This is a genomic window from Enterobacter cloacae complex sp. P14RS (genome assembly GCF_014895895.1).
Lineage (GTDB): Bacteria > Pseudomonadota > Gammaproteobacteria > Enterobacterales > Enterobacteriaceae > Enterobacter > Enterobacter bugandensis.
Window position 1 is genome coordinate 35,737 of the sequence record NZ_JADBQM010000009.1, and the last position, 25,405, is coordinate 61,141.

Consider the following 25,405-nt stretch of genomic DNA (forward strand, 5'->3'; position numbering starts at 1 on the left):
ATGCCTAAGGGTTCCCCTCGCCCGCAATTCTCCCCACCATCGCCCGAATTTCCTCCCGGCTTAATGGCTCTCGGTCAGTCACATAGTGCAGCGTCATCCCTTCGATAAACGCGTCCAGCGCGCGGGTGGTGACCGGGTCGAACCACTGCTCGAGCGTGGTCTGGCTCATTTTCATCCAGTCCTGCATCACCGTTTTGAGCGCCGCGCTGCGGTGCATAAAGGCGTAAAGCTGATACATCAGCGCCATGTTGTGCGGCGTGGTCACCTGCGAGCTGTGGATCAGGGTGGTGATGGATTCACACGCCATCTCCGGCCCGGTGACGCCCGCGAAGAAATCCCGGTACTGCTGCGACATCTGCCGGGTAAACCACGTGAAGGCCTCCTCCAGCAGCGGCTCCATGCCGTCGAAATAGTAGGTCATTGACCCCAGCGGCACGCCCGCGCAGGTGGCGATTTTGCGGTGCGTGACGGCGTGAATACCGTGTTCGGCAATGGTGTCCAGCGTCGCCTGGAGAATTTTTTCACGTCGATGCGGATCGTTCGGTGGTCTGCTCATAAATCCCTCACCTGGTTTGTGTACAAATGTACACAAACTTGCTAGTGTTGTCGCTATTGTTGTACTTCTGGTGCTACCCCAATGACGCTGACCTCTCCCCGCAAAGCCCTGCAGCTCCGCATGTGGGCGCTGTTTATGTTCTTCTTCATTCCCGGTCTGCTGATGGCCTCCTGGGCCACACGTACGCCCGCCATTCGCGATATCTTGTCCGTCTCCACCGCGGAGATGGGCATCGTGCTGTTCGGCCTGTCGATAGGCTCCATGAGCGGCATTCTCTGCTCCGCGTGGCTGGTGAAGCGCTTTGGCACGCGGGCGGTGATCCGCACCACCATGTGCTTCGCGGTAATTGGGATGATCGTGCTAAGCGTGGCGCTGTGGTTTGCTTCGCCGGTGCTGTTTGCCCTGGGGCTGACGGTATTTGGCGGCAGCTTCGGCTCGGCAGAGGTTGCGATTAATGTTGAAGGGGCGGCGGTCGAGCGCGAGATGAACAAAACCGTGCTGCCCATGATGCACGGCTTTTACAGCCTCGGCACGCTCGCCGGCGCGGGCGTGGGGATGGCGCTGACGGCCTTTGGCATGAGCGCGAATCTGCATATCCTGCTGGCGGCGCTGGTATGCATCATTCCGATCCTGACCGGCATTCGGGCGATCCCGAACGGTACCGGCAAGAATTCCGCTGAAGAACAGCATTCGACGGAAAAAGGGCTGCCCTTCTACCGCGATTTCCAGCTGATGCTCATCGGCGTGGTGGTGCTGGCGATGGCGTTCGCGGAAGGCTCCGCCAACGACTGGCTGCCGCTGCTGATGGTGGACGGCCACGGCTTTAGTCCGACCTCCGGCTCGCTGATTTACGCCGGGTTTACGCTGGGGATGACCGTCGGGCGCTTCACCGGCGGCTGGTTTATCGACCGCTACAGCCGCGTCGCGGTAGTGCGCGCCAGCGCCCTGCTCGGCGGCCTGGGTATCGCGATGATCGTCTTTGTGGACGTGGACTGGATTGCCGGGGTCTCGGTGATCCTCTGGGGTCTGGGCGCGTCGCTCGGCTTCCCGCTGACTATTTCGGCCGCCAGCGACACCGGCCCGGATGCCCCGACCCGCGTCAGCGTGGTGGCGACCACGGGCTACCTCGCCTTCCTGGTCGGGCCGCCGCTGCTCGGTTTCCTCGGTGAGCACTACGGGTTGCGCAGCGCCATGCTGGTGGTGTTAGGGTTGGTGATTATCGCGGCGCTGGTGGCGCGCGCGGTGGCAAAGCCGGAAACGGAACAAACGTCAATGGAGAAGGGATATGAGCGTTAAACTGATCGCCGTCGACATGGATGGCACATTCCTGAGTGATGCCAAGACCTATAACCGCCCGCGCTTTCTGGCGCAGTATGCGCGCATGAAGGAGCAAGGCATTCGCTTTGTGGTTGCCAGCGGCAACCAGTATTACCAGCTGATCTCCTTCTTCCCGGAGATCGCGCATGAAATTGCCTTTGTTGCCGAAAACGGCGGCTGGGTGGTCGATGCCGGGGAAGATGTGTTCAACGGCGAGCTGACAAAAGCGCATTTCAGCACCGTGGCCACCGTCTTAAACGACGTCCCCGGCATTGAGATTATCGCCTGCGGGAAAGGCAGCGCCTACACGCTTAAGGCCTATGACGATGCCTTCATTGATATCGCGTCAAAATATTATCACCGTCTCGAAAGGGTGCAGGATTTCAACAGCCTGAACGACATCTTCTTCAAGTTCGGGCTCAACGTTTCCGATGACGAAATTCCGCGCATTCAGGCGCTGCTGCATGAAAAGTTAAGTGACATTATGGTGCCCGTCACCACCGGTCACGGCAGCATTGACCTGATTATCCCCGGCGTGCATAAAGCCAACGGCCTGCGGATCCTGCAAACGCGCTGGGGCATCGAGGACAGCGAAGTGGTGGCCTTTGGTGACAGCGGCAACGACGTGGAGATGCTGCGTCAGTCCGGGTTCAGCTTTGCGATGGCAAATGCCAAACCGCATATTAAAGCGGAGGCGCGCTTTGAAGCACCGCATAATAACGAGGAAGGCGTTTTAAACGTGATTGAGATGGTGTTGAACGGGGAGGCACCGTTTAATTGACCGCGTGCGGTCTGGCGGCCTCGCCCTTCACCTGGCCCTCTCCCCAAAAGGGGAGAGGGAAAAAAAATTATGGTTGCAGGGCGTTTCCGACGCGTTTGTCCTTCAGGAACACCACCATCAGGCCAACCCACAGCACGCCGTTGGCGAGGTTAAACAGGCTGAACAACCCGTTGCCGCCCAGCGCGTAGGCGTGCTTGCTCACCTCGATACCGACGGTAAAAATCAGCATCTGCAGCATGCCCATCGCCGCAGAGACCGTACCTTTACTCATCTCGCTCGCAAACAGGGTCAGACGCACCAGGCCAGCGTTCGCCACGCCAATTCCGAAGGCATAAATGCTCAGCCCCGCCGTCATCCACAGGTAGGCGTGGGATGACGCGACGGTCGCTACCGCAGCCAGAATCAGCCCTGCCGCAATCGGCCAGCCGCCCATGATAATCAGTGAACGCACGGTGCGGCGAGACGTCAGACGGGCCAGCACCAGGTTACCGATAATCAACGCGCCAAAGATCGGCACCTGCAGCAGGCCGTACTCGTAGCTGCTGAGCTTTTCACCGCTGATGATAATAACCGGTGACTGCGCGATCCACGCCAGCAGAGGCAGGCTAACGAATCCGGTCGCCAGCGCCCCCGCCACGAAGCGGCCATTTTGCAACACTGCTTTGTAATCCCGGCCCAGCTCTTTCAGCGAGAGTTTTTCGCCCAGACGGGTAGCCGTTTCCGGCATCGCGCGGTGCAGGCCGAAGAACGCGATGGCGGCGAGAATAGCAAAGAGCACAAACATCCCTTCCCACGGCGCAACGTGCACCCACGCGGCCCCCACCAGCGGCCCGAGTAAGGGGGCGATCAGCGCCACGTTCGCCATCAGCGCGGTAATTTTGATACACACCGCCTCCTCAAACGACTCCTGGATGGCGGCATACCCCACGGCGCCGATAAAGCACAGGCTCACCCCCTGCAGGAAACGCAGCAGGGTAAATTGTTCAATGTTTTGCGCCAGCAGCGTGGCGAGGCAGGTAACGATAAACCACACCACGCCCGTCAGCATCACCGGACGGCGGCCAATACGATCCGACAGCGGGCCTAACAGCCACTGCAAAAACATGCCGCCAGCCAGATAGGCGGTCATGGAGGTCGGCACCCACTCGATTCCCGCGTTGTACTGCTCCACAACGGCCAGCATACCGGGCTGGATCATATCGTTGCCGATATAGGTAGAGAATTCGTAGAGCACCAGACACAGAGGGAAAAGCAACGCCTGACGACCCAGACGTGAACCAGAAGAAGAACGGTTTAACATGCAATCTCTTTATAATGACAAAATCGCGACGAGTTTAATGAAATGCCGTAATCCGAGATAGTGATTTATCGAGGAGAAACAGAAATAAAGCACATATCGTCTTCGTTTAAGGTTTCCTTAAGTTGACAGTTTTATGATAGCGCGATTACTCGTCAATGATCCCTAATTATGGCACTCACTTCCAGCCGTTCAGAATTGTCTAACTTACAGACTAATAAGACAAAACAGCTTTACCGCTTACCGTCCCGCTTTTATGGTTATCAGCTTTTGGTGCTAGTAGCGCTTGCCGTGGTGTTTACGTGGCTATCGCGCGATGAAGCGCTCGACAGATGGATCACCGGTTTTTGGTATGACGCGGCGACACAGACTTTCCCGCTGCAGAAAGACCACCTGCTGGATCTGCTGAACCATCGTCTGGCGAAGTACATTGCGATTGCCTTAGGCGCCGTGGCGCTGCTTTACGGCGCTTACAAACGTAACGCAAGGCTTGTCACAGCCGCGCTGCTGATGGGGCTTGGCGCGCTGGTGGTTGGCGTGCTGAAAAGCATCAGCCACCACAGCTGCCCGTGGGATCTGGTGGAATATGGCGGTAAGGCCGTGTCTTACCCCCTGTTCAGCGCCGTTCCGGCAGACAGCGGCCCGGGCCGCTGCTTCCCGGGTGGCCATTCTTCCAGCGGCTTTATGGTGATGGGGCTGTTTTTTGCCTTCTGGCGCGAGCGTCCGCGTCTCGCCTGGAGCTTTGTGGTCCTTGGCGCGGTTCTGGGTCTGGCGATGGGCTTCGGCCAGGTGATGCGCGGGGCACATTTTTTCTCTCACAACCTGTGGGCCGGGTGGTGGGTCTGGTTTTCCCAGGTGGCGGTCTACGGGCTGGTTTCCACCCGGTTTGCAAAAGAGTGATTACGCTATGCTAGAGAATCTGAATTATCAGCTGTTTTATCTGATCAACGCCACCCCGGCCTCGCCAGAGTGGATGATTGATTTTGCCACCTTTCTGGCGAAAGACCTTATCAGCATCGTGCCTGCGCTGGCTGCCATTCTCTGGCTGTGGGGGCCGCGCAGCCAGGTTAAGGCTCAGCGCCAGCTGGTGATCAAAGTCGCGATGGCGCTCGGGGTAAGCGTGCTGGTCAGCTATCTTCTCGGCCACGCGTTCCCGCACGATCGTCCTTTTGTCGATCGCATTGGCTACACCTTCCTGCACCACGCGCCGGATGACTCTTTCCCGAGCGATCACGGTACGGTGATCTTCACCTTCGCGCTGGCTTTCCTGTTCTGGCATCGCCTGTGGTCGGGTGCGGTGCTGATGGTGGTCGCTGTGGCTATCGCCTGGTCGCGCGTCTATCTTGGCGTCCACTGGCCGCTGGATATGGTGGGCGGTTTCCTGGTGGGGCTAATTGGCTGCGTGAGCGCGGCTATCCTGTGGAATCTCTTCGGTGAGGCGCTCTACCGCGGGCTCTCTTCGCTCTATCGCGCCATTTTTGCCATCCCGATCCGTAAGGGCTGGATACGTGACTAACCCCAACCGGACAGGTTACACTGAGCCCCCGCCCTGCGGGGGCTCACTTTTTTATCCCGAGGAACTATGGAAACACGACGCGATGACCGCATTGCTCAGCTGCTGCAGGCGCTGAAGCGCAGCGATAAGCTGCATCTGAAGGAAGCCGCCAACCTCCTCGGCGTCTCAGAGATGACCATTCGTCGCGATCTGAACAGCGACAGCGCCCCCGTGGTACTGCTGGGCGGGTACATCGTCCTTGAGCCGCGCAGCGCCAGCCATTATCTGATCAGCGACCAGAAGACGCGTCTGGTTGAAGAGAAGCGCAAAGCCGCGCGCCTTGCGGCCACGCTGGTTCAGCCGCACCAGACGCTGTTTTTTGACTGCGGCACCACCACGCCGTGGATTATCGAAGCCATCGACAGCAGCATTCCCTTTACCGCCGTGTGCTACTCCCTGAACACCTTTCTGGCGCTTCAGGAGAAACCCGAGTGCCGGGTGATCCTCTGCGGCGGCGAGTTTCACGCCAGCAACGCCATCTTTAAACCGCTTAACCTGCAGGACACGCTTAGCAATTTATGCCCGGACATCGCGTTTTATTCTGCCGCAGGCGTGAACGTGCGCCAGGGTGCAACCTGCTTTAATCTGGAGGAGCTGCCGGTCAAGCACTGGGCGTTAAATGCCGCGCAGTATCATGTGCTGGTGGTCGATCACAGTAAGTTTGGCAAGGTGCGTTCGGCAAGAATGGGCGAGCTGGCGCAGTTTGACGCCATCGTCAGCGATTGCCGCCCCGATGACGAGATTGTGGCCCATGCAAAGGCACAGCAGGTGAAGTTGATGTATTAAACGGGGTGCGGTCTGATGCCCTCACCCCGGCCCTCTCCCACAGGGAGAGGGAGAAAAAACGTAGGCCGGGTAAGCGCAGCGCCACCCGGCATAAAACTTAACTAAACCAGCTGCCAAACCAGCTATGGAATTTCATCAACACGAAATCCCACATCCGGCTGAAGAAGCCGCCCTCTTCCACCGCTTCCATCACAATCAGCGGACGCTGTTCAATCGACTTGCCGTTTAGCTGGAAATCAATCGTCCCGACCACCTGGCCTTTTTTCAGCGGCGCGGTGAGCTGCGGGTCGGTCAGGGTATAGCTTGCTTTCAGGTTTTTCAGCTGACCGCGTGGAATGGTCACGGAACCGGCCTCACCCGCCCCCAGATTCACCTCGCTCTTGTCACCAAACCAGACGCGCTGGCTGACGAACGTGGCATCCGGTTTAATCGGCGTCACGGTTTCATAGAAGCGGAAGCCCCAGGTCAGCAGTTTTTCTGACTCGTTAAAGCGGATGCGGTCGGTTTTGGTGCCCAGCACCACCGAGATCAGGCGCATGTCGCCCTGCGTCGCGGAGGCCACCAGGTTGTAGCCCGCGCCGGCCGTGGTGCCGGTCTTCATTCCGTCCACGTTAACGTTGCTGCTCCACAGCAGGCGGTTGCGGTTCGGCTGGCGAATTTTGTTGAAGGTGAACTCTTTCTCTTTGTGGATGGCGTATTCATCCGGCACGTCGTGGATCAGCGCTTTTCCCAGCAGCGCCATGTCGCGCGCGGTACTGAACTGTCCCGGCGCATCCAGGCCGTGGACCGTTTTGAAGGTGGTGTTGGTTAAGCCGAGCTTTTGCGCATAGCCATTCATCAAACCAATGAAAGAATCCTGACTGCCGGCAACGTAGTCGGCCAGCGCGATACACGCATCATTTCCCGACTGAATGATTACCCCTTTGTTCAGATCGGAGACGGAGACCTGATCGCCAGGCTTCAGGAACATCACCGACGAGCCCCGCAGCGCCGGGTTGCCTGTCGCCCAGGCATCCTTCCCGATGGTGACCATATCGTCCAGCTTGATCTTGCCCGCTTTTAACGCCTGCCCGACCACATAGCTGGTCATGATTTTGGTCAGGCTGGCCGGATCGAGTTTCTCATCCGCATTGCCTTCCGCCAGCACCTTACCGCTGGAATAGTCCATCAGGATCCAGGCGCGCGCGTCCACAGGCGGCGCTTCGGGCGCAGCCTGTTCAGCCGCGTAGAGTGTTGGTGCAAACAGGAAAAGGAGCGCAGAGCCTGCCGCCAGGCTGCGCAGAGAAGTCATTTTTCGCGTCATAAATGCCACCCGAGTGTCCATTCAAAAATTACGTCACATCACCGTGTCGCAAGAAGCGATGAGTAATAGCGCACTAAAACGGTTAAAGAAACCCAACGAGGGTAAAGTTATTAAAGTTTATGCAATAACATTCATTTACGCTTTGATTCAGGCGATTTTTTTGTCTTCTGTTGCGTAATTGTTAGGTTTATCTCACCATGGCAAAAAGCCGACCCGGATTCACACTCATCAGGAGTAAATATGATTACGCTGTGGGGCAGGAATAATTCGACCAACGTTAAGAAAGTGCTCTGGACGCTGGAGGAACTGGATTTACCGTTTAACCAAATCATGTCTGGCATGTCGTTCGGCGTGAACAAAGAGGCCGACTATCTGGCGATGAACCCGAACGGCCTGGTGCCGCTGCTGCGCGATGACGAAACAGACGCAACGCTTTGGGAGTCCAACACTATTGTGCGTTACCTCGCCGCCCAGTACGGTCTTGGCCGCCTGTGGGTTGAAAACCCGGCGCAGCGCGCGCAGGGTGAGAAGTGGATGGACTGGGCAAATCAGACGCTCTCTCCCGTTCACCGCGTGATCCTGATGGGGCTGGTGAGAACCCCTGAAGCCGAGCGCGACTACCCCGCCATTCATGCCGCGCAGGATGCCTGCGAAAACCTGTTTGCGATGATGGACGATGAGCTGGCGAAGCACGCCTGGTTCTCCGGCGATACGTTCGGCGTGGGGGACATTGCCGTAGCGCCGTTCATCTGGAACCTGACCAACCTCGGTCTGAAATGGACGCCGCGCCCGAACCTTGACCGCTGGCTTAAGCAGCTTAGCGAGCGCCCGGCGTACCGTAACGTGGTGATGATCCCGGTCACCTGATTACGCACCGGACGGGCTGACTTTTAACAGCTGCCCGTCCGTTTCGTCAGTCAGGACATACAGATAGCCATCCGGCCCCACCCGCACGTCGCGAATACGCTGCTCCCGGTCGCCCAGGATCCGCCCGTCCTCCGTCACCTTATTGCCGTCCACGCTCAGCACGATAACGTCCTTTTCCTTCAGCGCCCCAATAAACAGCTTGTTTTTCCACTGCGGGAACACGTCGCTATTATAGAACGCCATGCCGCTGACCGCGGGCGACACTTTCCAGACAAACAGCGGCTTTTCGGCTCCCTCAACGTGCTCGCCTTTGGCTTCCGGGATTTTCAGCCCGCTGTAGTTAATGCCGTGCGTCGCCAGCGGCCAGCCGTAATTTTTGCCCTTCTCCGGGATGTTGATTTCATCCCCGCCGCGCGGGCCGTGCTCGTTCAGCCACAGCGTGTCGCTCCACGGGTTCATCGCCATCCCCTGCGGGTTACGAATGCCGTAGGACCAAATTTCCGGCCGCGCGCCGGAGGTGTTCACAAAGGGGTTATCCGGCGGCACTTTACCGTCTTCGGTGAGGCGCACCACCTTACCCTGCAGCTTGTCCAGATCCTGCGCCGTCGGGCGCTGGTTGTTCTCGCCGAGTCCAATGAAGAGATACCCTTTGCCGTCGAACACCAGTCGCCCACCAAAATGGTTACCGGTAGAGAGTTTCGGCATCTGGCGGAACACCACCTGGAATCCCTCGATGCGGGAAAGATCGTCGCTCAGGCGACCATAGCCCACCGCCGTTCCGGCCTTGCCGTCACGCCCGGCTTCGGCGTAGCTCAGCCAGACGCGGCGCGACTTTTCAAAATCAGGCGCCAGCACCACGTCCAGCAGTCCTCCCTGGCCGTTCGCCCACACCTTCGGCACGCCGACAATGGGATCGGAAAGTCCTTTCCCGGCCTGCCAGCGCTTGAGCTGCCCGCCCTTAAGAGTGACCAGTAAACCGTCATTACCCGGCAGGAACGCCATCGACCAGGGGTGATCGAGTCGGTTTTGCAGCACCTCAACCTTTACCGCCTCTGGCGCAGCAAGAAGCGAAAACGGAATGAACAATGCAGGCAGGAAAATCAACGAGGATCGAGGCATAAAGCTCTCCTTTTTCGGCATATGGCATAAAGATTAGCCATTACCTCCGGGCGCGTTACCACTTTTACAAAAGCTTAATCAGAGGGGGGAGTTGCCTCCCCCCGAACTCAGTGCTGTGCAAGCGTCTCGTGCTTGTTAAGACACATGATGCAAAGAGAGAGCGTTGTCAGGCAGTTTTCAAGCTTCTCCGCGTTAACAGCGATAAAATTCGGGCAGTCGTGGCGTCCGTTCATCAAACATACCCCTGCAATGGAGAGCACCTCAGCGGCGCGACGCAGCGCCATCAGCTCGCATTCATCGTATTCCGCCTTCAGGGTCGGTGCTTTTTCACGCATGAAATTACACAGTTCAAACAGATTATCACGCAGATGTTCGCTTTCGCTGACTGACATATAGCCCTTTGCCTTCCTGAGCTGCAGATAGGCGGCCAGGTCGATTCGGGCGTTGATCAGCTTGTTAAGCAGATCGCGTTTCAGTCTGTCAACGGACATGCTATTTCCTCCTCTGTCAGCCATGTTGCACATTCAGAATAAGGTCATTTTTTGTACAGTTTAATGCCTGAGATCAATTATTCTTAACTGATTAACATTATTTACAATGTTACAACCTCGGCCTGGCGCATCCGCCTTGCAAAGAGTGTATAAATCCCCCGCGATACGCTGTAAAATCCCGCCCTGATAACTCCATAATTGATGAATTTTTAACCTATGAGCAATGTTACGCACCAGCCGAAAATCGGCTTCGTCTCCCTGGGCTGCCCGAAAAACCTGGTGGATTCAGAACGCATCCTGACCGAACTGCGCACCGAGGGCTATGACGTGGTGCCAAGCTACGACAACGCCGATATGGTGATCGTTAACACCTGCGGCTTTATCGACAGCGCGGTGCAGGAGTCACTGGAAGCCATCGGTGAAGCGCTGACCGAAAACGGCAAAGTGATTGTTACCGGCTGCCTGGGCGCGAAAGTGGACCAAATCCGCGAAGTGCACCCGAAGGTGCTGGAGATCACCGGCCCGCACAGCTACGAGCAGGTGCTGGAACATGTTCATCACTACGTGCCAAAACCAAAGCACAACCCGTTCCTGAGCCTGGTGCCGGAACAGGGCGTAAAGCTGACGCCGCGTCACTACGCCTACCTGAAAATTTCTGAAGGCTGCAACCATCGCTGCACCTTCTGCATCATCCCGTCCATGCGTGGCGATCTGGTGAGCCGTCCGATTGGCGAAGTGCTGGCGGAAGCGAAACGTCTGGCCGACGCGGGCGTGAAGGAGCTGCTGGTCATCTCCCAGGACACCTCAGCTTATGGCGTGGACGTCAAACACCGCTCCGGTTTCCACAACGGCGAGCCGGTGAAAACCAGCATGGTGGGCCTGTGCGAGCAGCTGGCTAAGCTCGGTATCTGGACGCGTCTGCACTACGTTTACCCGTACCCGCACGTTGACGATGTGATCCCGCTGATGGCGGAAGGCAAGATTCTGCCGTACCTGGATATCCCGCTGCAGCACGCCAGCCCGCGCATCCTCAAGCTGATGAAACGCCCTGGCTCCGTTGACCGCCAGCTGGCGCGCATCAAGCAGTGGCGTGAAATCTGTCCGGATCTGACCCTGCGTTCCACCTTTATCGTCGGCTTCCCGGGTGAAACCGAAGAAGACTTCCAGATGCTGCTCGACTTCCTGAAAGAAGCGCGCCTGGACCGTGTCGGCTGCTTCAAATACAGCCCGGTGGAAGGCGCAACCGCCAACGAGCTGGCGGATCAGGTGCCGGAAGAGGTTAAGGAAGAGCGCTGGAACCGCTTCATGCAGCTGCAGCAGCAGATCTCTGCTGAACGTCTGCAGGAGAAAGTGGGCCGTGAGATCATGGTTATCATCGACGAAGTGGACGAAGAAGGCGCGATTGGTCGCAGCATGGCGGACGCCCCTGAAATCGACGGCGCGGTGTACCTGAACGGCGAAACCAACGTTAAGCCAGGTGATATTATTCGCGTGAAGGTTGAAAACGCGGATGAGTATGACCTGTGGGGTAGCCGGGTTTAATCTCACTGCACATCTTTTACAGGCCGGGTAAGGCGTAGCCGCCACCCGGCACATTTCACTGCACTACCCCTTTATCCTCGGATCCAGCGCATCGCGCAGCCCGTCACCTAACAGGTTAAACGCCAGCACGGTCAGGAAAATCGCCAGGCTCGGGAAGATCGCCACGTGCGGCGCAATCACCATATCGGCCCTCGCCTCGTTCAGCATCGCACCCCACTCCGGCGTCGGCGGCTGTGCCCCTAACCCCAGAAACGACAGGCTGGCCGCCGAAATAATCGACACGCCGATACGCATGGTGAAATAGACCACGATGGACGACACCGTTCCGGGCAGAATATGGCTGAACAGAATGGTGGTATCGCTGGCCCCCATGCTGCGGGCGGATTCAATAAACGTCTGCTGCTTCAGCACCAGCGTGTTGCCGCGCACCAGGCGGGCAAAGGCCGGAATCGAAAACACCGCGACCGCAATGATGACGTTGGCCATCCCGCTGCCCATAATGGCGACAACGGCAATCGCCAGCAGAATGCCGGGAAAGGCAAACAGCACGTCGCAGATGCGCATGATGATGCGGTCCCACCAGCCTTCATAATACCCGGCGACGAGCCCCAGCACGGTACCGATAGCTGCGCCGATCAGCACCGCGACAACCCCGGCGGCGAGAGAAATTTGCGCCCCCACCAGCACGCGGCTGAAGATATCGCGGCCAAGCGAGTCCACGCCGAACCAGTGCAGCATTGAGGGGCCGTCGTTCAGGCGGTCGTAGTCAAAGTAGTTTTCCGCATCAAACGGCGCTACCCACGGCGCAACGATCGCCACCGCAATTAGCACCAGCACGAACAGCCCCGCCGCCATTGCGACCGGCTGACGGCGAAAACGTCGCCAGAATTCGGACCACGGAGTGCGGACATGCTCCGGTTTCAGCCCCGGCATCGCGTTCAAAACGGCCTGACGCCGCCAGTTCAACAATCGCATCTTACTTATACCTGATGGCCGGGTTAATGGCGGCGTAGAGCACGTCCACCACTAAGTTGATAAGAATAAACTCCAGCGAGAAAAGCAGGACTTCTGCCTGAATCACCGGGTAGTCGCGCATCTCGACGGAATCGACCAGAAGGCGCCCCAGCCCCGGCCAATTGAAGACCTTTTCGACGACGATAGAGCCACCCAGCAGGAAACCAAACTGCAGCCCCATCATCGTCACCACCGGGATCATCGCATTGCGGAACCCGTGCTTGAGAATGACCCACTTCTCGCTGACTCCTTTCGCCCGCGCGGTGCGGATATAATCTTCGCTCAGCACGTCCACGAACGAGGCGCGGGTAAAGCGGGCCATCACCGCCGACACGGCAGCGCCCAGCGTCATGGAGGGCAGAATGTAATGCTTCCAGGTATCGGCCCCGACGGTCGGCAGCCAGCCCAGTTCAACGGAAAAGATTTGCATCAGCAGCATCCCCAGCGCGAATGCCGGGAAGGAGATGCCGGTCACCGCCAGGGCCATGCCGAGCTTGTCCGGCCAGCGGTTGCGCCAGACGGCCGCAATAATCCCCGCGCCCAGCCCAAACGCCACCGCCCAGCCCATGCTGGCAATCGTTAGCCAGAACGTGGGCATAAAGCGGCTGGCAATCTCCTCCGACACCGGACGCCGCGACACCATTGAAATACCAAAGTCGCCCTGCAGAACGTTGCACATATAGTGCAGAAACTGCATATACAGCGGCTGGTCGAGGCCCAGCTGTTTACGCACCAGCTCAATGACGGTGGCATCCGCTTCGGGCCCGGCTACCAGACGCGCCGGATCGCCCGGCAGCATGTGGACAAACAAAAACACCAGCACCGCCACTATCAGCAGCGTCGGGATAAGCCCCAGCAGACGTTTACAAACATAATTCAGCATGAGGTTTATTTTAAATCCGCATCGTCAAAGCTAAAGCCGGTGTCCGGCATGATGTAGAACCCGGTCAGCGCTTTGTTATGGGCTGAGACCAGTTTCTCCACCACCAGCGGTACCCACGGCGACTCTTTCCAGATAATGTCCTGCGCGTCCTTGTAGAGGCGGGCTTTCTCTTCCGGTTTGGTGGTTTTCAGGGCATCGGCCAGGTCTTTGTCCACCTGCGGATTGCTGTAAAACGCGGTGTTGAACAGGGTTGGCGGCCAGTTCTGCGAGGCAAACAGCGGCGACAGCGCCCAGTCGGCTTCACCGGTCGAGGCGGTCCAGCCTGTGTAGAACATCCGCACGCCGCTCTCTTTCTGCCCTTTCCCCTCCACTTCTGCCGCACGCTGCCCGGCATCCATCGCGGTCACCTGCGCCTTAATCCCCACCTGCGCCAACTGCTGCTGGGTAAACTGCAGCACCTTCTGCGCGGTACTGTGGTTATGCGACGACCACAGCGTGGTGCTGAAGCCGTTCGGGAAACCCGCCTCTTTCAGCAGCTCGCGCGCTTTAGCCGGATCGTACGGCCATGGCTGATAGCTTTGCGCATACGCGATAGACGGCGGCAGCACGCCGGTGGCCGGGGTGGCATAACCCGCAAAAGCGACCTTCACCAGCGCCTGACGGTTAATGGCATAGTTGATGGCTTCACGCACCTTCGGGTTATCGAACGGCTTCTGCGTGACGTTCATGCTGATGTAGCGCTGCATGATAGACGGGCTGGCAACCAGCTCCAGCTTGCTGTTTTTCTGCAGAATGGCGGCCTGCTCATACGGGATGGGGAAGGCAAACTGCGCCTCGCCGGTTTGCAGCATTGCCGCGCGGGTGTTGTTATCCACCACCGGACGCCAGGTGATGGTATCCAGCTTCGGCAGACCCTGCTGCCAGTATCCCGCGAATTTTTTCACCTTCACGAAATCGGTCTGGTTCCAGGTGAGCAGCTCGTACGGACCGGTTCCCACCGGGTGGAAGCCGATCTCTTTACCGTACTTTTTCAGCGCGGCGGGCGAGATCATCGCCGTCGCCGGATGCGCCAGAATATTGATAAACGCGGAGAATGGCTCTTTCAGGGTGATTTTTACCGTTGCCGGGTCGACTACCTCGGTGCTGGCGATATTTTTATACAGGTTATAGCGCTTGAGGCTGTTTTGAGGATTGCTGGCACGGTCGAGGTTGACCTTTACCGCCTCCGCATTGAAATCAGTCCCGTCCTGGAACTTCACGCCGGAACGGAGCTTGATGGTATAGACCAGCCCGTCGTCGGATACGGTGTACCCCTCCGCCAGCACATTTTTCAGCTTCATCTCTCTGTCGAGACCAAAAAGCCCCTGATAGAACGATTTCGCCACCGCCTGGGAGAGCGTGTCGTTGGCGTCGTACGGATCGAGCGTGGTGAAGTTGGAGCCTACGGCAACCACCACGTCTTTGGCGGCGAACGCGGGGGCAGCGGCCAGGGCTGCCGTCACGCTCGCGGCTAACAACCATCTACGCGCTACAAATGTAACCATTGTGTTCTCCTGCCTGTTGTAAGTTATAAACGTGAGAAGGCATTGTCCTGGCGCGGCGGAGCCACGAAGTGGCCCGGACCAACCTCACGCAGCGTGACGCGCTCCACGGCTTCGCCCCGTTTACGAATGTTGCTCGGCATCTCATCCTGCAGCAGCACGCGCTGGCCGTGGCGGTGCGCGGGATCGGCAACCGGCACCGCCGCAATAAGCTTGCGGGTGTAGGGGTGCTGCGGGTTCTCAAACACCGCCCTTCGCGGGCCAATCTCCACGATCTGCCCCATAAACATCACCGCCACGCGGTGGCTGATACGCTCTACCACCGCCATATCGTGCGAGATAAACAGGAAGGCAATCCCCATATCCCGCTGTAAATCCAGCAGTAAGTTGATAATTTGCGCCCGGATCGAGACATCCAGCGCCGAGACGGATTCATCCGCAATCACCACCTTCGGGTTCAGCGCCAGCGCGCGGGCGATGCAGATACGCTGCCGCTGCCCGCCGGAAAACTCGTGCGGATAACGCCAGGCGTGTTCCGGCTTCAGGCCAACGCGCTCCAGCAGCCAGGCCACGCGACGCTGCGCCGCCTCGCCGTCGAGCAGGTTATGCACCCGCAGCGGCTCCATAATTGAGTACCCTACCGTATGGCGCGGGTCGAGAGAGGCATACGGATCCTGGAAGATAAACTGAATATCTCGCCGTATCGCCTGTAATTTATTATCTGGCAGGGTGTCGATACGTTCACCGTTAAAGGTTATCGTCCCCTCCTGGGTCTCCACGAGCCTGAGCAGCGCCCGCCCGGTGGTGGATTTCCCACAGCCGGACTCTCCTACCAGCGCCAGCGTTTCACCCGGCCAGAGATCGAAACTGACGTTTTCCACCGCATGCACTTCGCGCTTCAGGCGGTTGAAAATTCCGCTGCGCAGCGGAAAGCGGGTCACCAGATTGCGCACTTCGAGTATCGGTTTGCCCGACACCACGGTGTCCTGCTCGCCTTCATCCTCCTGCGGCTCTGTCGCCTCCAGGGAAATCAGCGGAAAACGGCGCGGCAAATCGCTGCCGTTCATCGCCCCAAGCCGCGGCACCGCCGCCAGCAGCGCTTTGGTGTAAGGATGCTCGGGGGCATGGAAAATCTGCTCGACCGCACCGGTTTCCACAGCATTGCCCTTGTGCATCACCAGCACCCGATCGGCGATGTCAGCCACCACGCCCATATCGTGGGTGATGAAAATCACCCCCATCTCCATCTCCTGCTGCAGCACTTTGATGAGCTGCAGGATCTGCGCCTGAATCGTCACGTCCAGCGCCGTCGTCGGCTCATCGGCAATCAGCACCGCCGGACGGCAGGAGAGCGCCATGGCAATCATCACCCGCTGGCGCATGCCGCCGGAAAGCTGATGCGGGTAGCGCCCCAGAATGGCCTGCGCCTCCGGAATGCGCACCAGCTCCAGCATCCGTCGGGCCTCTTTGAGCGCCTCATCGCCGCTCAGCCCCTGATGCAGCCGGATGGACTCGGCAATTTGTTCCCCGACCGGGAACACCGGGTTCAGGGAGGTCATCGGCTCCTGGAAGATCATCGCGATATCCGCCCCGCGCACGCCCTGCATCTGCGCGCCGCTTAGCTCGTTTAAATCGATGACCTGACGGTTACGGCGGCGCAGGAGCATTTTCTCGCTGCTGATTTGCCCGCCCGTCTGTTCCAGCAGGCGCATCAGCGCCAGCGCGGTGACCGATTTCCCGGAGCCGGATTCGCCAACAATCGCCAGCGTCTCGCCGCGCCTGAGCGAGAACGATAAATTCTGTACTGCGGGGATGAACTGCCGCTCTTCCTGAAACGCAATATTCAGCTGATGGACAGCCAGCACCTCGCGGTTGTCCAGTTCTTCAGTGTGCGGCACGCGCTGCCCCCTTATTCACGATAGATGCCCGTGCTCGGCTCATCACCGGCATAACCCCAGGCGCGGTACATGCCTTCGCTGTTGAAAGGCAGGGCCACGTTGCCCTCACGATCGACCGCAATCAGCCCGCCGACGCCGCCCAGGGCAGGTAATTTTTCCATCACCACGCGCTCGCAGGCCTCGCTCAGGCTTAAACCGCCGTAATCCATCAGCGCGGTGATGTCGTAGGCCGCGAGGGCGCGAATAAACACTTCCCCGGTGCCGGTACACGACACCGCCGCCGTGGCGTTATTGGCATAGCAGCCCGCGCCGGGAAGCGGGCTGTCGCCGACGCGTCCCGGCAGCTTGTTGGTCATGCCGCCCGTTGACGTCGCCGCCGCGAGGTTACCGGCTTTATCGAGCGCCACCGCGCCGACCGTGCCCATTTTGGTGGTTTCATCCAGCGGCGCAGTATGGTCAAGCTGCGTTATGCCCGCCGTACGGGCTTTCAGCAGCTGCTGATAGCGTTCTTCCGTGGAAAACAGATCCGGCGATACCGGTTCCATTCCGTGCTCAAAGGCAAATTTTTCCGCCCCGGCGCCCGCCAGCAGAACGTGCGGGCTCTCCTCCATCACCAGACGCGCCGCCAGCACCGGATTTCGCAGATGGCTCACGCCCGCCACGGCGCCCGCCTTCAGGGTGACGCCGTCCATCACGCAGGCGTCCAGCTCGTGGGTTTCATCCCGGGTAAAGACCGAACCTATTCCGGCATTAAAGAGCGGACACTCTTCCAGCAGGCGCACCGCCTCGGTGACCACATCCAGCGCGCTCTCGCCCGCTTCCAGCATTTTCTGGCCCGTTTCCACAATGGCGTACAGCGCGTCAATGTAGCGCTTTTCCTGCTCGGGACTGAGCTGTGCACGGGTGATTGCCCCTGCGCCGCCATGAATTGCGATTACCGCATTAACCATTCGCATCACCCGTTAGCCTGATTCGCGGCTTTTTCTATAAATATCATTATCGTCGATGAAACTTCAGATGATTTTTGAATATAGAAAGACGCAACAGTGATGTAAAGCGTACACCCATCGGGTCATACAGTTAGCCGCACTTTTCTGCCATAATGGGCGCTTTCGTTGTTACTCCGCAGGAGCCCACCATGGATTTTACCGCCGGACTGATGCCGCTTGAGACGGCACTCTCGCAGATGCTTGACCGTATTTCTCCGCTGCATGACGTTGAGACGCTGCCGCTTGTGCGCTGTTTTGGTCGTATTGCCGCGCGCGATATCGTCTCGCCGATGAACGTGCCGGGGTTCGATAACTCCGCGATGGACGGTTACGCGGTGCGCCTGGCGGATCTCCAGACGGGTAACGCCCTGCCGGTGGCGGGTAAAGCCTTTGCGGGTCAGCCGTTTAGCGGCGAATGGCCTGCGGGCACCTGCGTGCGCATCATGACCGGCGCGCCGGTTCCGCAGGGCTGCGATGCCGTGGTGATGCAGGAAGAGACCGAGCAGACCGACGACGGCGTGCGTTTTACCGCGAACGTTAAAGCGGGCCAGAACATCCGCCGCACGGGCGAAGACATCACCCTCGGCGCGACCGTTTTTGCCGCCGGGCAGAAATTGACGGTAGGTGAACTGCCGGTGCTGGCCTCGCTCGGTATCGCGGAAGTTGACGTTATCCGCAAGGTGCGCGTAGCGGTTTTCTCCACCGGCGACGAGCTGCAGCTTCCGGGCCAGCCGCTGCAGGACGGCCAGATTTATGACACCAACCGCCTGGCGGTACACCTGATGCTGGAGCAGCTGGGCTGCGAGGTGATTAACCTCGGCATTATTCCAGACGACCCGGAAAAACTGCGCGCGGCGTTTATCGAGGCGGACGAATCCGCCGACGTGGTCATCAGCTCCGGCGGCGTCTCCGTGGGCGAAGCGGATTACACCAAAACCCTTCTTGAAGAGCTGGGCGAAATCGCCTTCTGGAAGCTGGCGATCAAGCCGGGCAAACCGTTCGCGTTTGGCAAGCTTCCGCACAGCTGGTTCTGCGGCCTGCCGGGTAACCCGGTCTCTGCGGCACTCACCTTCTACCAGCTGGCGATCCCGCTGCTGGCGAAGCTTTCCGGCAACAAGGCCAGCCCGCTACCGGAACGCCTGCGCGTGCGTGCCGCTACGCGCCTGAAAAAATCACCGGGTCGTCTCGATTTCCAGCGCGGCATTCTGGCGCGCAACGCCGACGGCGAAATGGAAGTGAGCACTACCGGGCACCAGGGCTCGCACATTTTCAGCTCCTTCAGCCAGGGCAACTGCTTTATCGTGCTGGAGCGCGAGCGCGGCAACGTGGAAGCCGGCGAATGGGTTGAAGTTGAGCGCTTTAACCACCTGTTCGGAGGCTGACATGACGGTGGAGCTGAGCGACCAGGAGATGATGCGCTACAACCGCCAGATTGTGCTGCGCGGGTTTGACTTTGAGGGCCAGGAAGCGCTTAAGGCGGCCAATGTGCTGGTTGTGGGCCTTGGTGGGCTTGGCTGCGCGGCGGCGCAATACCTGGCTGCGGCGGGCGTGGGCAGGATGACGCTCCTGGATTTCGATACCGTGTCGGTGTCCAACCTGCAGCGCCAGACGCTGCACAGCGACGCGACGGTTGGCCAGCCGAAAGTGGACTCTGCCCGCACGGCGCTGGCGCGCATCAACCCCAACGTTCAGTTCACCCTGATTGACGCGATGCTGGATGACGATACGCTGTTCGCGCAGATTGCGCAGCACGATCTGGTGCTCGACTGCACCGATAACGTCGCGGTCCGTAACCAGCTGAACGCGGGCTGTTTTGCCCACAAAACCCCGCTGGTCTCCGGCGCGGCAATCCGCATGGAGGGGCAAATCAGCGTCTTCACGTACGCGGAGGGTGAACCCTGCTACCGCTGCCTGAGCCGTCTGTTTGGCGAGAATGCGCTGACCTGCGTCGAGGCGGGCGTGATGGCGCCGTTGGTCGGCGTGATTGGCTCCCTGCAGGCGATGGAAGCGATCAAAGTGCTGGCGCACTACGGCACGCCTGCCGCGGGGAAAATCGTGATGTATGACGCGATGACCTGCCAGTTCCGCGAGATGAAGCTGATGCGCAATCCGGGGTGTGAGGTTTGCGGAGGTTAAAGCAAACGGCAACCTTCAGGTTGCCGTTTTAGTGTTTGCTCCCTCTCCCACAGGGAGAGGGTCGGGGTGAGGGCATCAGGCCGCACCCGTCAGATAGACGTCCGTCCAAACGCCCCCTGCCAGTCCTGCTCAAACTTCACGATCGCCGCATCCACCGCAGGGGAAGTAATAAACTGCTGCGCGACGTCCAGCGGCAGCGTGATGGACTCGCACCCTGCCAGCAGGCAGTCCAGCGCCTGACGCGGGGTTTTAAAGCTCGCGGCCAGCACCTTTGACTGCGGCGCGTGCAGCGCCAACAGCTGCTGCAGTTCAATCACGGTCTGGATCCCGTCCCCGCCCTGCGCGTCCACGCGGTTAACGTAAGGGGCCACATACTCTGCTCCGGCCAGGGCGGACAGCATCCCCTGCGCGGCGCCGTACACCGCCGTGCCCAGCGTCGGGATCCCTTCCGCTTTCAGCATCTTAATCGCCGCCAGCCCTTCTGCGCTCACCGGCACCTTCACCACCAGGTCGTTAATGATAGCGCGCAGCTTGCGCGCGTCTTCCACCATCCCTTCGGCGGTGGTTGCCATCACCTGCGCGAAGAGACGCCCCTTGCCGCCCAGCGCGTCGTGCAGTGCGGGCAGCAGCTCATCTAGCGGCGTTTTTCCTGCCGCCACAATGCTTGGGTTGGTGGTCACGCCCGCCAGCGGGAAGATACGCGCCAGCTTTTTGACTGCCGCAACGTCAGATGTGTCGAGATAAAGTTCCATGATGTCACCCTCAAAATTAGCCTGCACTTACCCTTTCACGATAAAACCTGCTCAAGAGTTGACCTGCATCAAGATAACTTTCATTCAAAAGTCATTTAATCTTCATATGCAACTTGAGGGCAAAAATATGATCTTCAATATTCAGCGTTATTCCACCCACGACGGCCCCGGTATTCGAACCGTGGTGTTCCTGAAAGGCTGCTCGCTGGGCTGTCGCTGGTGCCAGAACCCGGAAAGCCGCTCGCGCAGCCGGGACGTGCTGTTTGACGCGCGCCTGTGTCTGGAAGGCTGCGACCTGTGTCAGCTGGCGGCACCGGGCTGTATCGAACGTGCGCTCAATGGCCTGGTCATCCACCGCGAAAAGCTGAGTGAAGAGACGCTTAACGCCCTCACTGACTGCTGTCCAACGCAGGCGCTTACCGTCTGCGGTGAAGAGAAGCAGGTGGACGAGATCATGACCACCGTGCTGCGCGACAAACCCTTTTATGACCGCAGCGGCGGCGGGATCACCCTCTCCGGCGGCGAGCCGTTTATGAACCCGGAGCTGGCGCACGCCCTGTTCAAGGCCAGCCACGAACAGGGTATCCACACCGCCCTCGAAACCTGCCTTCACGTGCCGTGGCACTATATCGAGCCGTCATTACCGTACGTCGATCTGTTCCTTGCCGACCTTAAGCACGTCGATGGAGCGGTGTTCAAACAGTGGACCGACGGTTCGGCCAAACGGATCCTGGACAACCTGAAGCGCCTCGCCGCTGCCGGGAAAAAGATCACCATCCGCGTGCCGCTGATCCAGGGCTTTAACGCCGATGAAGCCTCCATCACAGCCATTACCAACTTCGCCGCCGACGAACTCGGCGTCGATGATATTCATTTTTTGCCGTATCACACGCTGGGCATGAACAAATACACCCTGCTCGGCCAACCCTACTCTGCCCCTGACAAACCGCTGGATAACCCTGCCCTGCTGGATTTCGCGCAGCAGTACGCCTGCCAGAAAGGGTTAACCGCGACCTTACGAGGATAAACCTATGACCACCCTGAATCTCAACACCCTCAGCGAACGTATTAAAGCGCATAAAATGGCGCTGGTGCATATCGTCAAGCCGCCGGTCTGTACCGAGCGCGCGCAGCATTACACCGAAATGTACCAGCAGCACATGGACAAGCCGATCCCGGTGCGTCGCGCCCTGGCGCTGGCACATCACCTGGCGGAACGCACCATCTGGATCAAGCACGACGAGCTGATTATCGGCAACCAGGCAAGCGAAGTGCGCGCCGCGCCGATCTTCCCGGAATATACCGTCTCCTGGATTGAGAAAGAGATTGACGATCTGGCGGACCGTCCGGGTGCGGGCTTCGCGGTGAGTGAAGAAAACAAGCGTGTGCTGCATGAAATCTGCCCGTGGTGGCGCGGCCAGACGGTGCAGGATCGCTGCTATGGCATGTTCACCGACGAGCAGAAAGGCCTGCTGGAAACCGGCATCATCAAAGCCGAAGGCAACATGACCTCCGGCGACGCGCACCTGGCGGTAAACTTCCCGCTGGTGCTGGAGAAAGGTCTCGACGGCCTGCGCGCCAAAGTGGACGAGCGCCGCTCGCGCATCAACCTGACGGTGCTGGAAGACCTGCACGGCGATCAGTTCCTGAAGGCAATTGATATCGTGCTGGAAGCCGTCAGCCTGCACATCAAACGCTTCGCCGACCTGGCGCGTGAGATGGCGTCTACGGAAACCCGCGAAAGCCGCCGCGACGAGCTGCTGGCGATGGCGGAAAACTGCGACGTGATTGCCCACGAGCCGCCAAAAACCTTCTGGCAGGCGCTGCAGCTGTGCTACTTCATTCAGCTGATCCTGCAGATTGAGTCCAACGGCCACTCCGTCTCCTTCGCGCGTATGGACCAGTATCTATACCCGCACTACCGCCGCGACGTGGAGCTGGACCAGAGCCTGGATCGCGAGCACGCCATCGAGCTGCTGAACAGCTGCTGGCTGAAGCTGCTGGAAGTGAACAAGATCCGCTCCGGCTCGCACTCCAAAGCCTCTGCCGGCAGCCCGCTGTACCAGAACGTTACCATCGGCGGTCAGAAGCTGGTTAACGGCGAGCCGATGGACGCGGTGAACCCGCTCTCCTACGCGATTCTGGAATCCTGCGGTCGCCTGCGCTCTACCCAGCCGAACCTGAGCGTGCGCTATCACGCGGGCATGAGCAACGACTTCCTCGACGCCTGCGTGCAGGTGATCCGCTGTGGCTTCGGGATGCCGGCATTTAACAACGATGAAATCGTGATCCCGGAATTTATCAAGCTTGGCGTGGAGCGCGACGATGCCTACGACTACGCGGCCATCGGCTGCATCGAAACGGCGGTGGGCGGCAAGTGGGGCTACCGCTGCACCGGCATGAGCTTTATCAACTTCGCCCGCGTGATGCTCGCCGCGCTGGAAGGCGGCCGCGACGCCACCAGCGGCAAGGTGTTCCTGCCGCAGGAAAAAGCGCTCTCTGCCGGCAACTTCGATAACTTCGACGAGGTGATGGCAGCGTGGGACAGCCAGATCCGCTACTACACCCGCAAATCCATCGAGATCGAGTACGTGGTGGATACCATGCTGGAAGAGAACGTCCACGACATTCTCTGCTCGGCGCTGGTGGACGACTGCATCGAGCGCGCGAAAAGCATCAAGCAGGGCGGCGCGAAGTATGACTGGGTCTCCGGCCTGCAGGTGGGTATCGCCAACCTCGGCAACAGCCTGGCAGCGGTGAAAAAGCTGGTCTTTGAGCAGGGCGCTATCGGTCAGCAGCAGCTGGCGGCGGCGCTGGCGGATGATTTCGACGGGCTGACCCACGAGCAGCTGCGCCAGCGCCTGATCAACGGCGCGCCGAAGTACGGCAACGATGACGACAGCGTGGACATGTTGCTGACCCGAGCCTATCAGACCTACATTGAGGAGCTGAAGCAGTACCACAACCCGCGCTACGGCCGCGGCCCGATTGGCGGTAACTACTACGCGGGCACGTCGTCTATCTCCGCTAACGTGCCGTTCGGCGCGGCAACGATGGCCACGCCGGACGGACGTAAGGCCCACACCCCGCTGGCAGAAGGGGCTAGCCCGGCTTCCGGTACCGACCACCTTGGTCCAACGGCGGTCATCGGTTCCGTGGGTAAACTGCCTACCGAGGCGATCCTGGGCGGCGTGCTGCTTAACCAGAAGCTGAACCCGTCGACGCTGGAAAACGACAGCGATCGCCAGAAGCTGATGGTACTGCTGCGTACCTTCTTCGAGGTGCACAAGGGCTGGCATATTCAGTACAACATTGTCTCCCGCGAAACGCTGCTGGAAGCGAAGAAGCACCCGGACCAGTACCGCGACCTGGTAGTGCGCGTGGCGGGTTACTCGGCGTTCTTCACCGCCCTGTCGCCGGATGCGCAGGACGATATTATCGCCCGTACTGAGCATACGCTGTAAGAAAACGCCCAGTGGCGCTGCGCTTACCGGGCCTACAGAGTCTCCCCGTAGGCCGGGTAAGGCGAAGCCGCCACCCGGCTTTCTGACTTTCATTCGAAATTAAATTTGTGCTCCCCGTCACCTTGTTATTAGAATGTTTCAAAACGCAGTGACCCAGGAGCACAGTATGACCGTTAAAGTTATCGTCACCGATATGGACGGAACTTTCCTTGATGATGCCAAGCAGTACGATCGTGACCGCTTCCAGGCACAGTTTGAACAGCTTAAAGCCCGCGATATTGAATTCGTTGTCGCCAGCGGCAACCAGTATTACCAGCTCATCTCCTTCTTCCCCGAGCTGAAAGAGCAGATCTCCTTCGTGGCGGAGAACGGCGCGCTGGTGTTCGATCACGGCGAGCAGGTTTTCCACGGCGAGCTGACCCGCCATGAGTCGCAGATCGTTATTGGCGAACTGCTGAAAGACAAAGGGCTGAACTTTGTAGCCTGCGGTCTGGAGAGCGCCTACGTCAGCGACAAAGCCCCGGACGCCTTCGTGGCGCTGATGTCAAAGCACTATCACCGCTTAAAACGCATCAGCGATTACCGCGAAATCGACGACGTGCTGTTTAAGTTCTCCCTGAACCTGCCGGACAGCGATATCCCGAACCTGGTCGATAAACTGCACGTCTCCCTGGACGGCATCATGAAGCCGGTCACCAGCGGTTTCGGTTTTGTCGATTTGATTATCCCCGGCCTGCACAAGGCCAACGGCATTAGCCGCCTGCTGAAACGCTGGAAAATCTCCCCGCAGGAGTGCGTCGGCATTGGCGACAGCGGCAACGATGCCGAGATGCTGAAGCTGGTGAAATACGCTTTTGCGATGGGCAACGCGGCGCAGAGCATTAAAGACATTAGCCGCTACAGCACCGACGACAACAACCATCAGGGCGCGCTGAACGTCATTCAGGCAGTGCTCGACAACCACTCTCCTTTCGACGTCTGATCCTTTCCTCGCCGGAGCCCCGCTCCGGCCTCTCACTCTTTTTCCGACCTGTGGCTTGCGTCAAGTTTTTAAACTTGCATTAACTTATTTTTAACTTAAAGTATCACTTGTAGATATTTTTACTTTCGAATG

The 25,405-nt window shown here is 59.0% G+C and carries 23 protein-coding genes; 12 read left to right on the forward strand and 11 right to left on the reverse strand.

Annotated features, from left to right (window positions below):
• Positions 1–4 precede the first annotated feature (4 nt).
• A complete protein-coding gene (locus tag IM295_RS08325) occupies positions 5–556 on the reverse strand; it encodes a TetR/AcrR family transcriptional regulator (protein WP_028012492.1) in 552 nt (183 codons plus the stop codon).
• Between the two features lie 81 nt (positions 557–637).
• On the opposite strand from IM295_RS08325, the gene IM295_RS08330 reads away from it, so the two are divergent.
• Together IM295_RS08330 and IM295_RS08335 are read left to right on the forward strand one after the other, a co-directional pair.
• Complete coding sequence (locus IM295_RS08330; RefSeq protein WP_193052263.1) at positions 638–1,852, forward strand: MFS transporter; 1,215 nt, start codon at positions 638–640, stop codon at positions 1,850–1,852.
• Positions 1,842–2,654 carry a Cof-type HAD-IIB family hydrolase gene (locus IM295_RS08335; RefSeq protein ID WP_126326632.1) on the forward strand — a complete coding sequence of 271 codons (813 nt, stop codon included), beginning with the start codon at positions 1,842–1,844 and terminating at the stop codon, positions 2,652–2,654. The genes IM295_RS08330 and IM295_RS08335 overlap by 11 nt, the downstream gene beginning before the upstream one ends.
• Before the next feature lie 67 nt (positions 2,655–2,721).
• Here IM295_RS08335 and IM295_RS08340 read toward each other — a convergent pair whose 3' ends face one another.
• A complete protein-coding gene (locus IM295_RS08340) occupies positions 2,722–3,954 on the reverse strand; it encodes an MFS transporter (protein ID WP_193066532.1) in 1,233 nt (410 codons plus the stop codon).
• A gap of 168 nt (positions 3,955–4,122) precedes the next feature.
• Here IM295_RS08340 and IM295_RS08345 point away from each other — a divergent pair, with 168 nt between their 5' ends.
• From IM295_RS08345 to deoR, 3 genes are all read left to right on the forward strand, one after another.
• Positions 4,123–4,851, forward strand: a complete 729-nt coding sequence (locus tag IM295_RS08345; protein WP_047368172.1) for a phosphatase PAP2 family protein — start codon at positions 4,123–4,125, stop codon at positions 4,849–4,851.
• A 7-nt stretch (positions 4,852–4,858) separates the two neighbouring features.
• Positions 4,859–5,467, forward strand: coding sequence for an undecaprenyl-diphosphate phosphatase (ybjG, locus tag IM295_RS08350; protein ID WP_028012487.1), 609 nt, complete (start codon positions 4,859–4,861; stop codon positions 5,465–5,467).
• Positions 5,468–5,533: 66 nt separating this feature from the next.
• Positions 5,534–6,292, forward strand: coding sequence for a DNA-binding transcriptional repressor DeoR (gene deoR, locus IM295_RS08355; protein ID WP_047368171.1), 759 nt, complete (start codon positions 5,534–5,536; stop codon positions 6,290–6,292).
• 97 nt (positions 6,293–6,389) lie between these two features.
• Here the strand turns inward: deoR and dacC are convergent, their stop codons facing one another.
• Complete coding sequence (gene dacC, locus IM295_RS08360; protein WP_045260004.1) at positions 6,390–7,595, reverse strand: serine-type D-Ala-D-Ala carboxypeptidase; 1,206 nt, start codon at positions 7,593–7,595, stop codon at positions 6,390–6,392.
• Between the two features lie 240 nt (positions 7,596–7,835).
• On the opposite strand from dacC, the gene IM295_RS08365 reads away from it, so the two are divergent.
• Positions 7,836–8,462, forward strand: a complete 627-nt coding sequence (locus tag IM295_RS08365) for a glutathione S-transferase family protein (RefSeq protein ID WP_193066533.1) — start codon at positions 7,836–7,838, stop codon at positions 8,460–8,462.
• Here IM295_RS08365 and IM295_RS08370 read toward each other — a convergent pair whose 3' ends face one another.
• Positions 8,463–9,581: a PQQ-dependent sugar dehydrogenase gene (locus IM295_RS08370; protein ID WP_048957049.1), complete on the reverse strand. Its 1,119-nt coding sequence runs from the start codon at positions 9,579–9,581 to the stop codon at positions 8,463–8,465.
• A gap of 107 nt (positions 9,582–9,688) precedes the next feature.
• Entirely contained in the window at positions 9,689–10,072 is a 384-nt protein-coding gene (bssR, locus tag IM295_RS08375) for a biofilm formation regulator BssR (protein WP_028012482.1), read from the reverse strand.
• Between the two features lie 216 nt (positions 10,073–10,288).
• Between bssR and rimO the strand changes: the two genes are divergently transcribed.
• Positions 10,289–11,614, forward strand: a complete 1,326-nt coding sequence (gene rimO / locus IM295_RS08380) for a 30S ribosomal protein S12 methylthiotransferase RimO (protein ID WP_041910688.1) — start codon at positions 10,289–10,291, stop codon at positions 11,612–11,614.
• Positions 11,615–11,677: 63 nt separating this feature from the next.
• On the opposite strand, the gene gsiD is transcribed toward rimO, so the two are convergent.
• Genes gsiD through iaaA form a run of 5 tightly spaced genes read right to left on the reverse strand, consistent with a single transcriptional unit; the run spans position 11,678 to position 17,900 of the window.
• Positions 11,678–12,589 (reverse strand): glutathione ABC transporter permease GsiD, encoded by a 912-nt coding sequence (gene gsiD, locus IM295_RS08385; protein WP_028012480.1) that lies wholly within the window; start codon positions 12,587–12,589, stop codon positions 11,678–11,680.
• A gap of 1 nt (position 12,590) precedes the next feature.
• The gene (gsiC, locus tag IM295_RS08390; protein ID WP_045630942.1) at positions 12,591–13,511 is read right to left on the reverse strand and encodes a glutathione ABC transporter permease GsiC; all 921 of its coding nucleotides are present in this window, start codon (positions 13,509–13,511) and stop codon (positions 12,591–12,593) included.
• Between the two features lie 5 nt (positions 13,512–13,516).
• Positions 13,517–15,055, reverse strand: coding sequence for a glutathione ABC transporter substrate-binding protein GsiB (gene gsiB / locus IM295_RS08395; protein ID WP_041910691.1), 1,539 nt, complete (start codon positions 15,053–15,055; stop codon positions 13,517–13,519).
• A 23-nt stretch (positions 15,056–15,078) separates the two neighbouring features.
• The gene (gsiA, locus tag IM295_RS08400; protein ID WP_045630941.1) at positions 15,079–16,950 is read right to left on the reverse strand and encodes a glutathione ABC transporter ATP-binding protein GsiA; all 1,872 of its coding nucleotides are present in this window, start codon (positions 16,948–16,950) and stop codon (positions 15,079–15,081) included.
• 11 nt (positions 16,951–16,961) lie between these two features.
• Positions 16,962–17,900 carry a beta-aspartyl-peptidase gene (gene iaaA, locus IM295_RS08405; RefSeq protein ID WP_126326641.1) on the reverse strand — a complete coding sequence of 313 codons (939 nt, stop codon included), beginning with the start codon at positions 17,898–17,900 and terminating at the stop codon, positions 16,962–16,964.
• A 188-nt stretch (positions 17,901–18,088) separates the two neighbouring features.
• On the opposite strand from iaaA, the gene moeA reads away from it, so the two are divergent.
• Both moeA and moeB read left to right on the forward strand, forming a co-directional pair.
• Positions 18,089–19,321, forward strand: coding sequence for a molybdopterin molybdotransferase MoeA (gene moeA, locus IM295_RS08410; protein WP_193066534.1), 1,233 nt, complete (start codon positions 18,089–18,091; stop codon positions 19,319–19,321).
• Position 19,322: 1 nt separating this feature from the next.
• Positions 19,323–20,075: a molybdopterin-synthase adenylyltransferase MoeB gene (moeB, locus tag IM295_RS08415; protein ID WP_193066535.1), complete on the forward strand. Its 753-nt coding sequence runs from the start codon at positions 19,323–19,325 to the stop codon at positions 20,073–20,075.
• Positions 20,076–20,164: 89 nt separating this feature from the next.
• Here moeB and fsa read toward each other — a convergent pair whose 3' ends face one another.
• Positions 20,165–20,827 carry a fructose-6-phosphate aldolase gene (fsa, locus tag IM295_RS08420; protein WP_049138382.1) on the reverse strand — a complete coding sequence of 221 codons (663 nt, stop codon included), beginning with the start codon at positions 20,825–20,827 and terminating at the stop codon, positions 20,165–20,167.
• A 127-nt stretch (positions 20,828–20,954) separates the two neighbouring features.
• On the opposite strand from fsa, the gene IM295_RS08425 reads away from it, so the two are divergent.
• The 3 genes from IM295_RS08425 to IM295_RS08435 all read left to right on the forward strand — a co-directional run bounded on the left by IM295_RS08425 (position 20,955) and on the right by IM295_RS08435 (position 25,273).
• Complete coding sequence (locus tag IM295_RS08425; protein ID WP_193066536.1) at positions 20,955–21,854, forward strand: glycyl-radical enzyme activating protein; 900 nt, start codon at positions 20,955–20,957, stop codon at positions 21,852–21,854.
• Between the two features lie 4 nt (positions 21,855–21,858).
• Entirely contained in the window at positions 21,859–24,291 is a 2,433-nt protein-coding gene (locus IM295_RS08430; RefSeq protein WP_193066537.1) for a formate C-acetyltransferase/glycerol dehydratase family glycyl radical enzyme, read from the forward strand.
• 166 nt (positions 24,292–24,457) lie between these two features.
• Complete coding sequence (locus IM295_RS08435) at positions 24,458–25,273, forward strand: Cof-type HAD-IIB family hydrolase (RefSeq protein WP_193066538.1); 816 nt, start codon at positions 24,458–24,460, stop codon at positions 25,271–25,273.
• Positions 25,274–25,405: the final 132 nt, after the last annotated feature.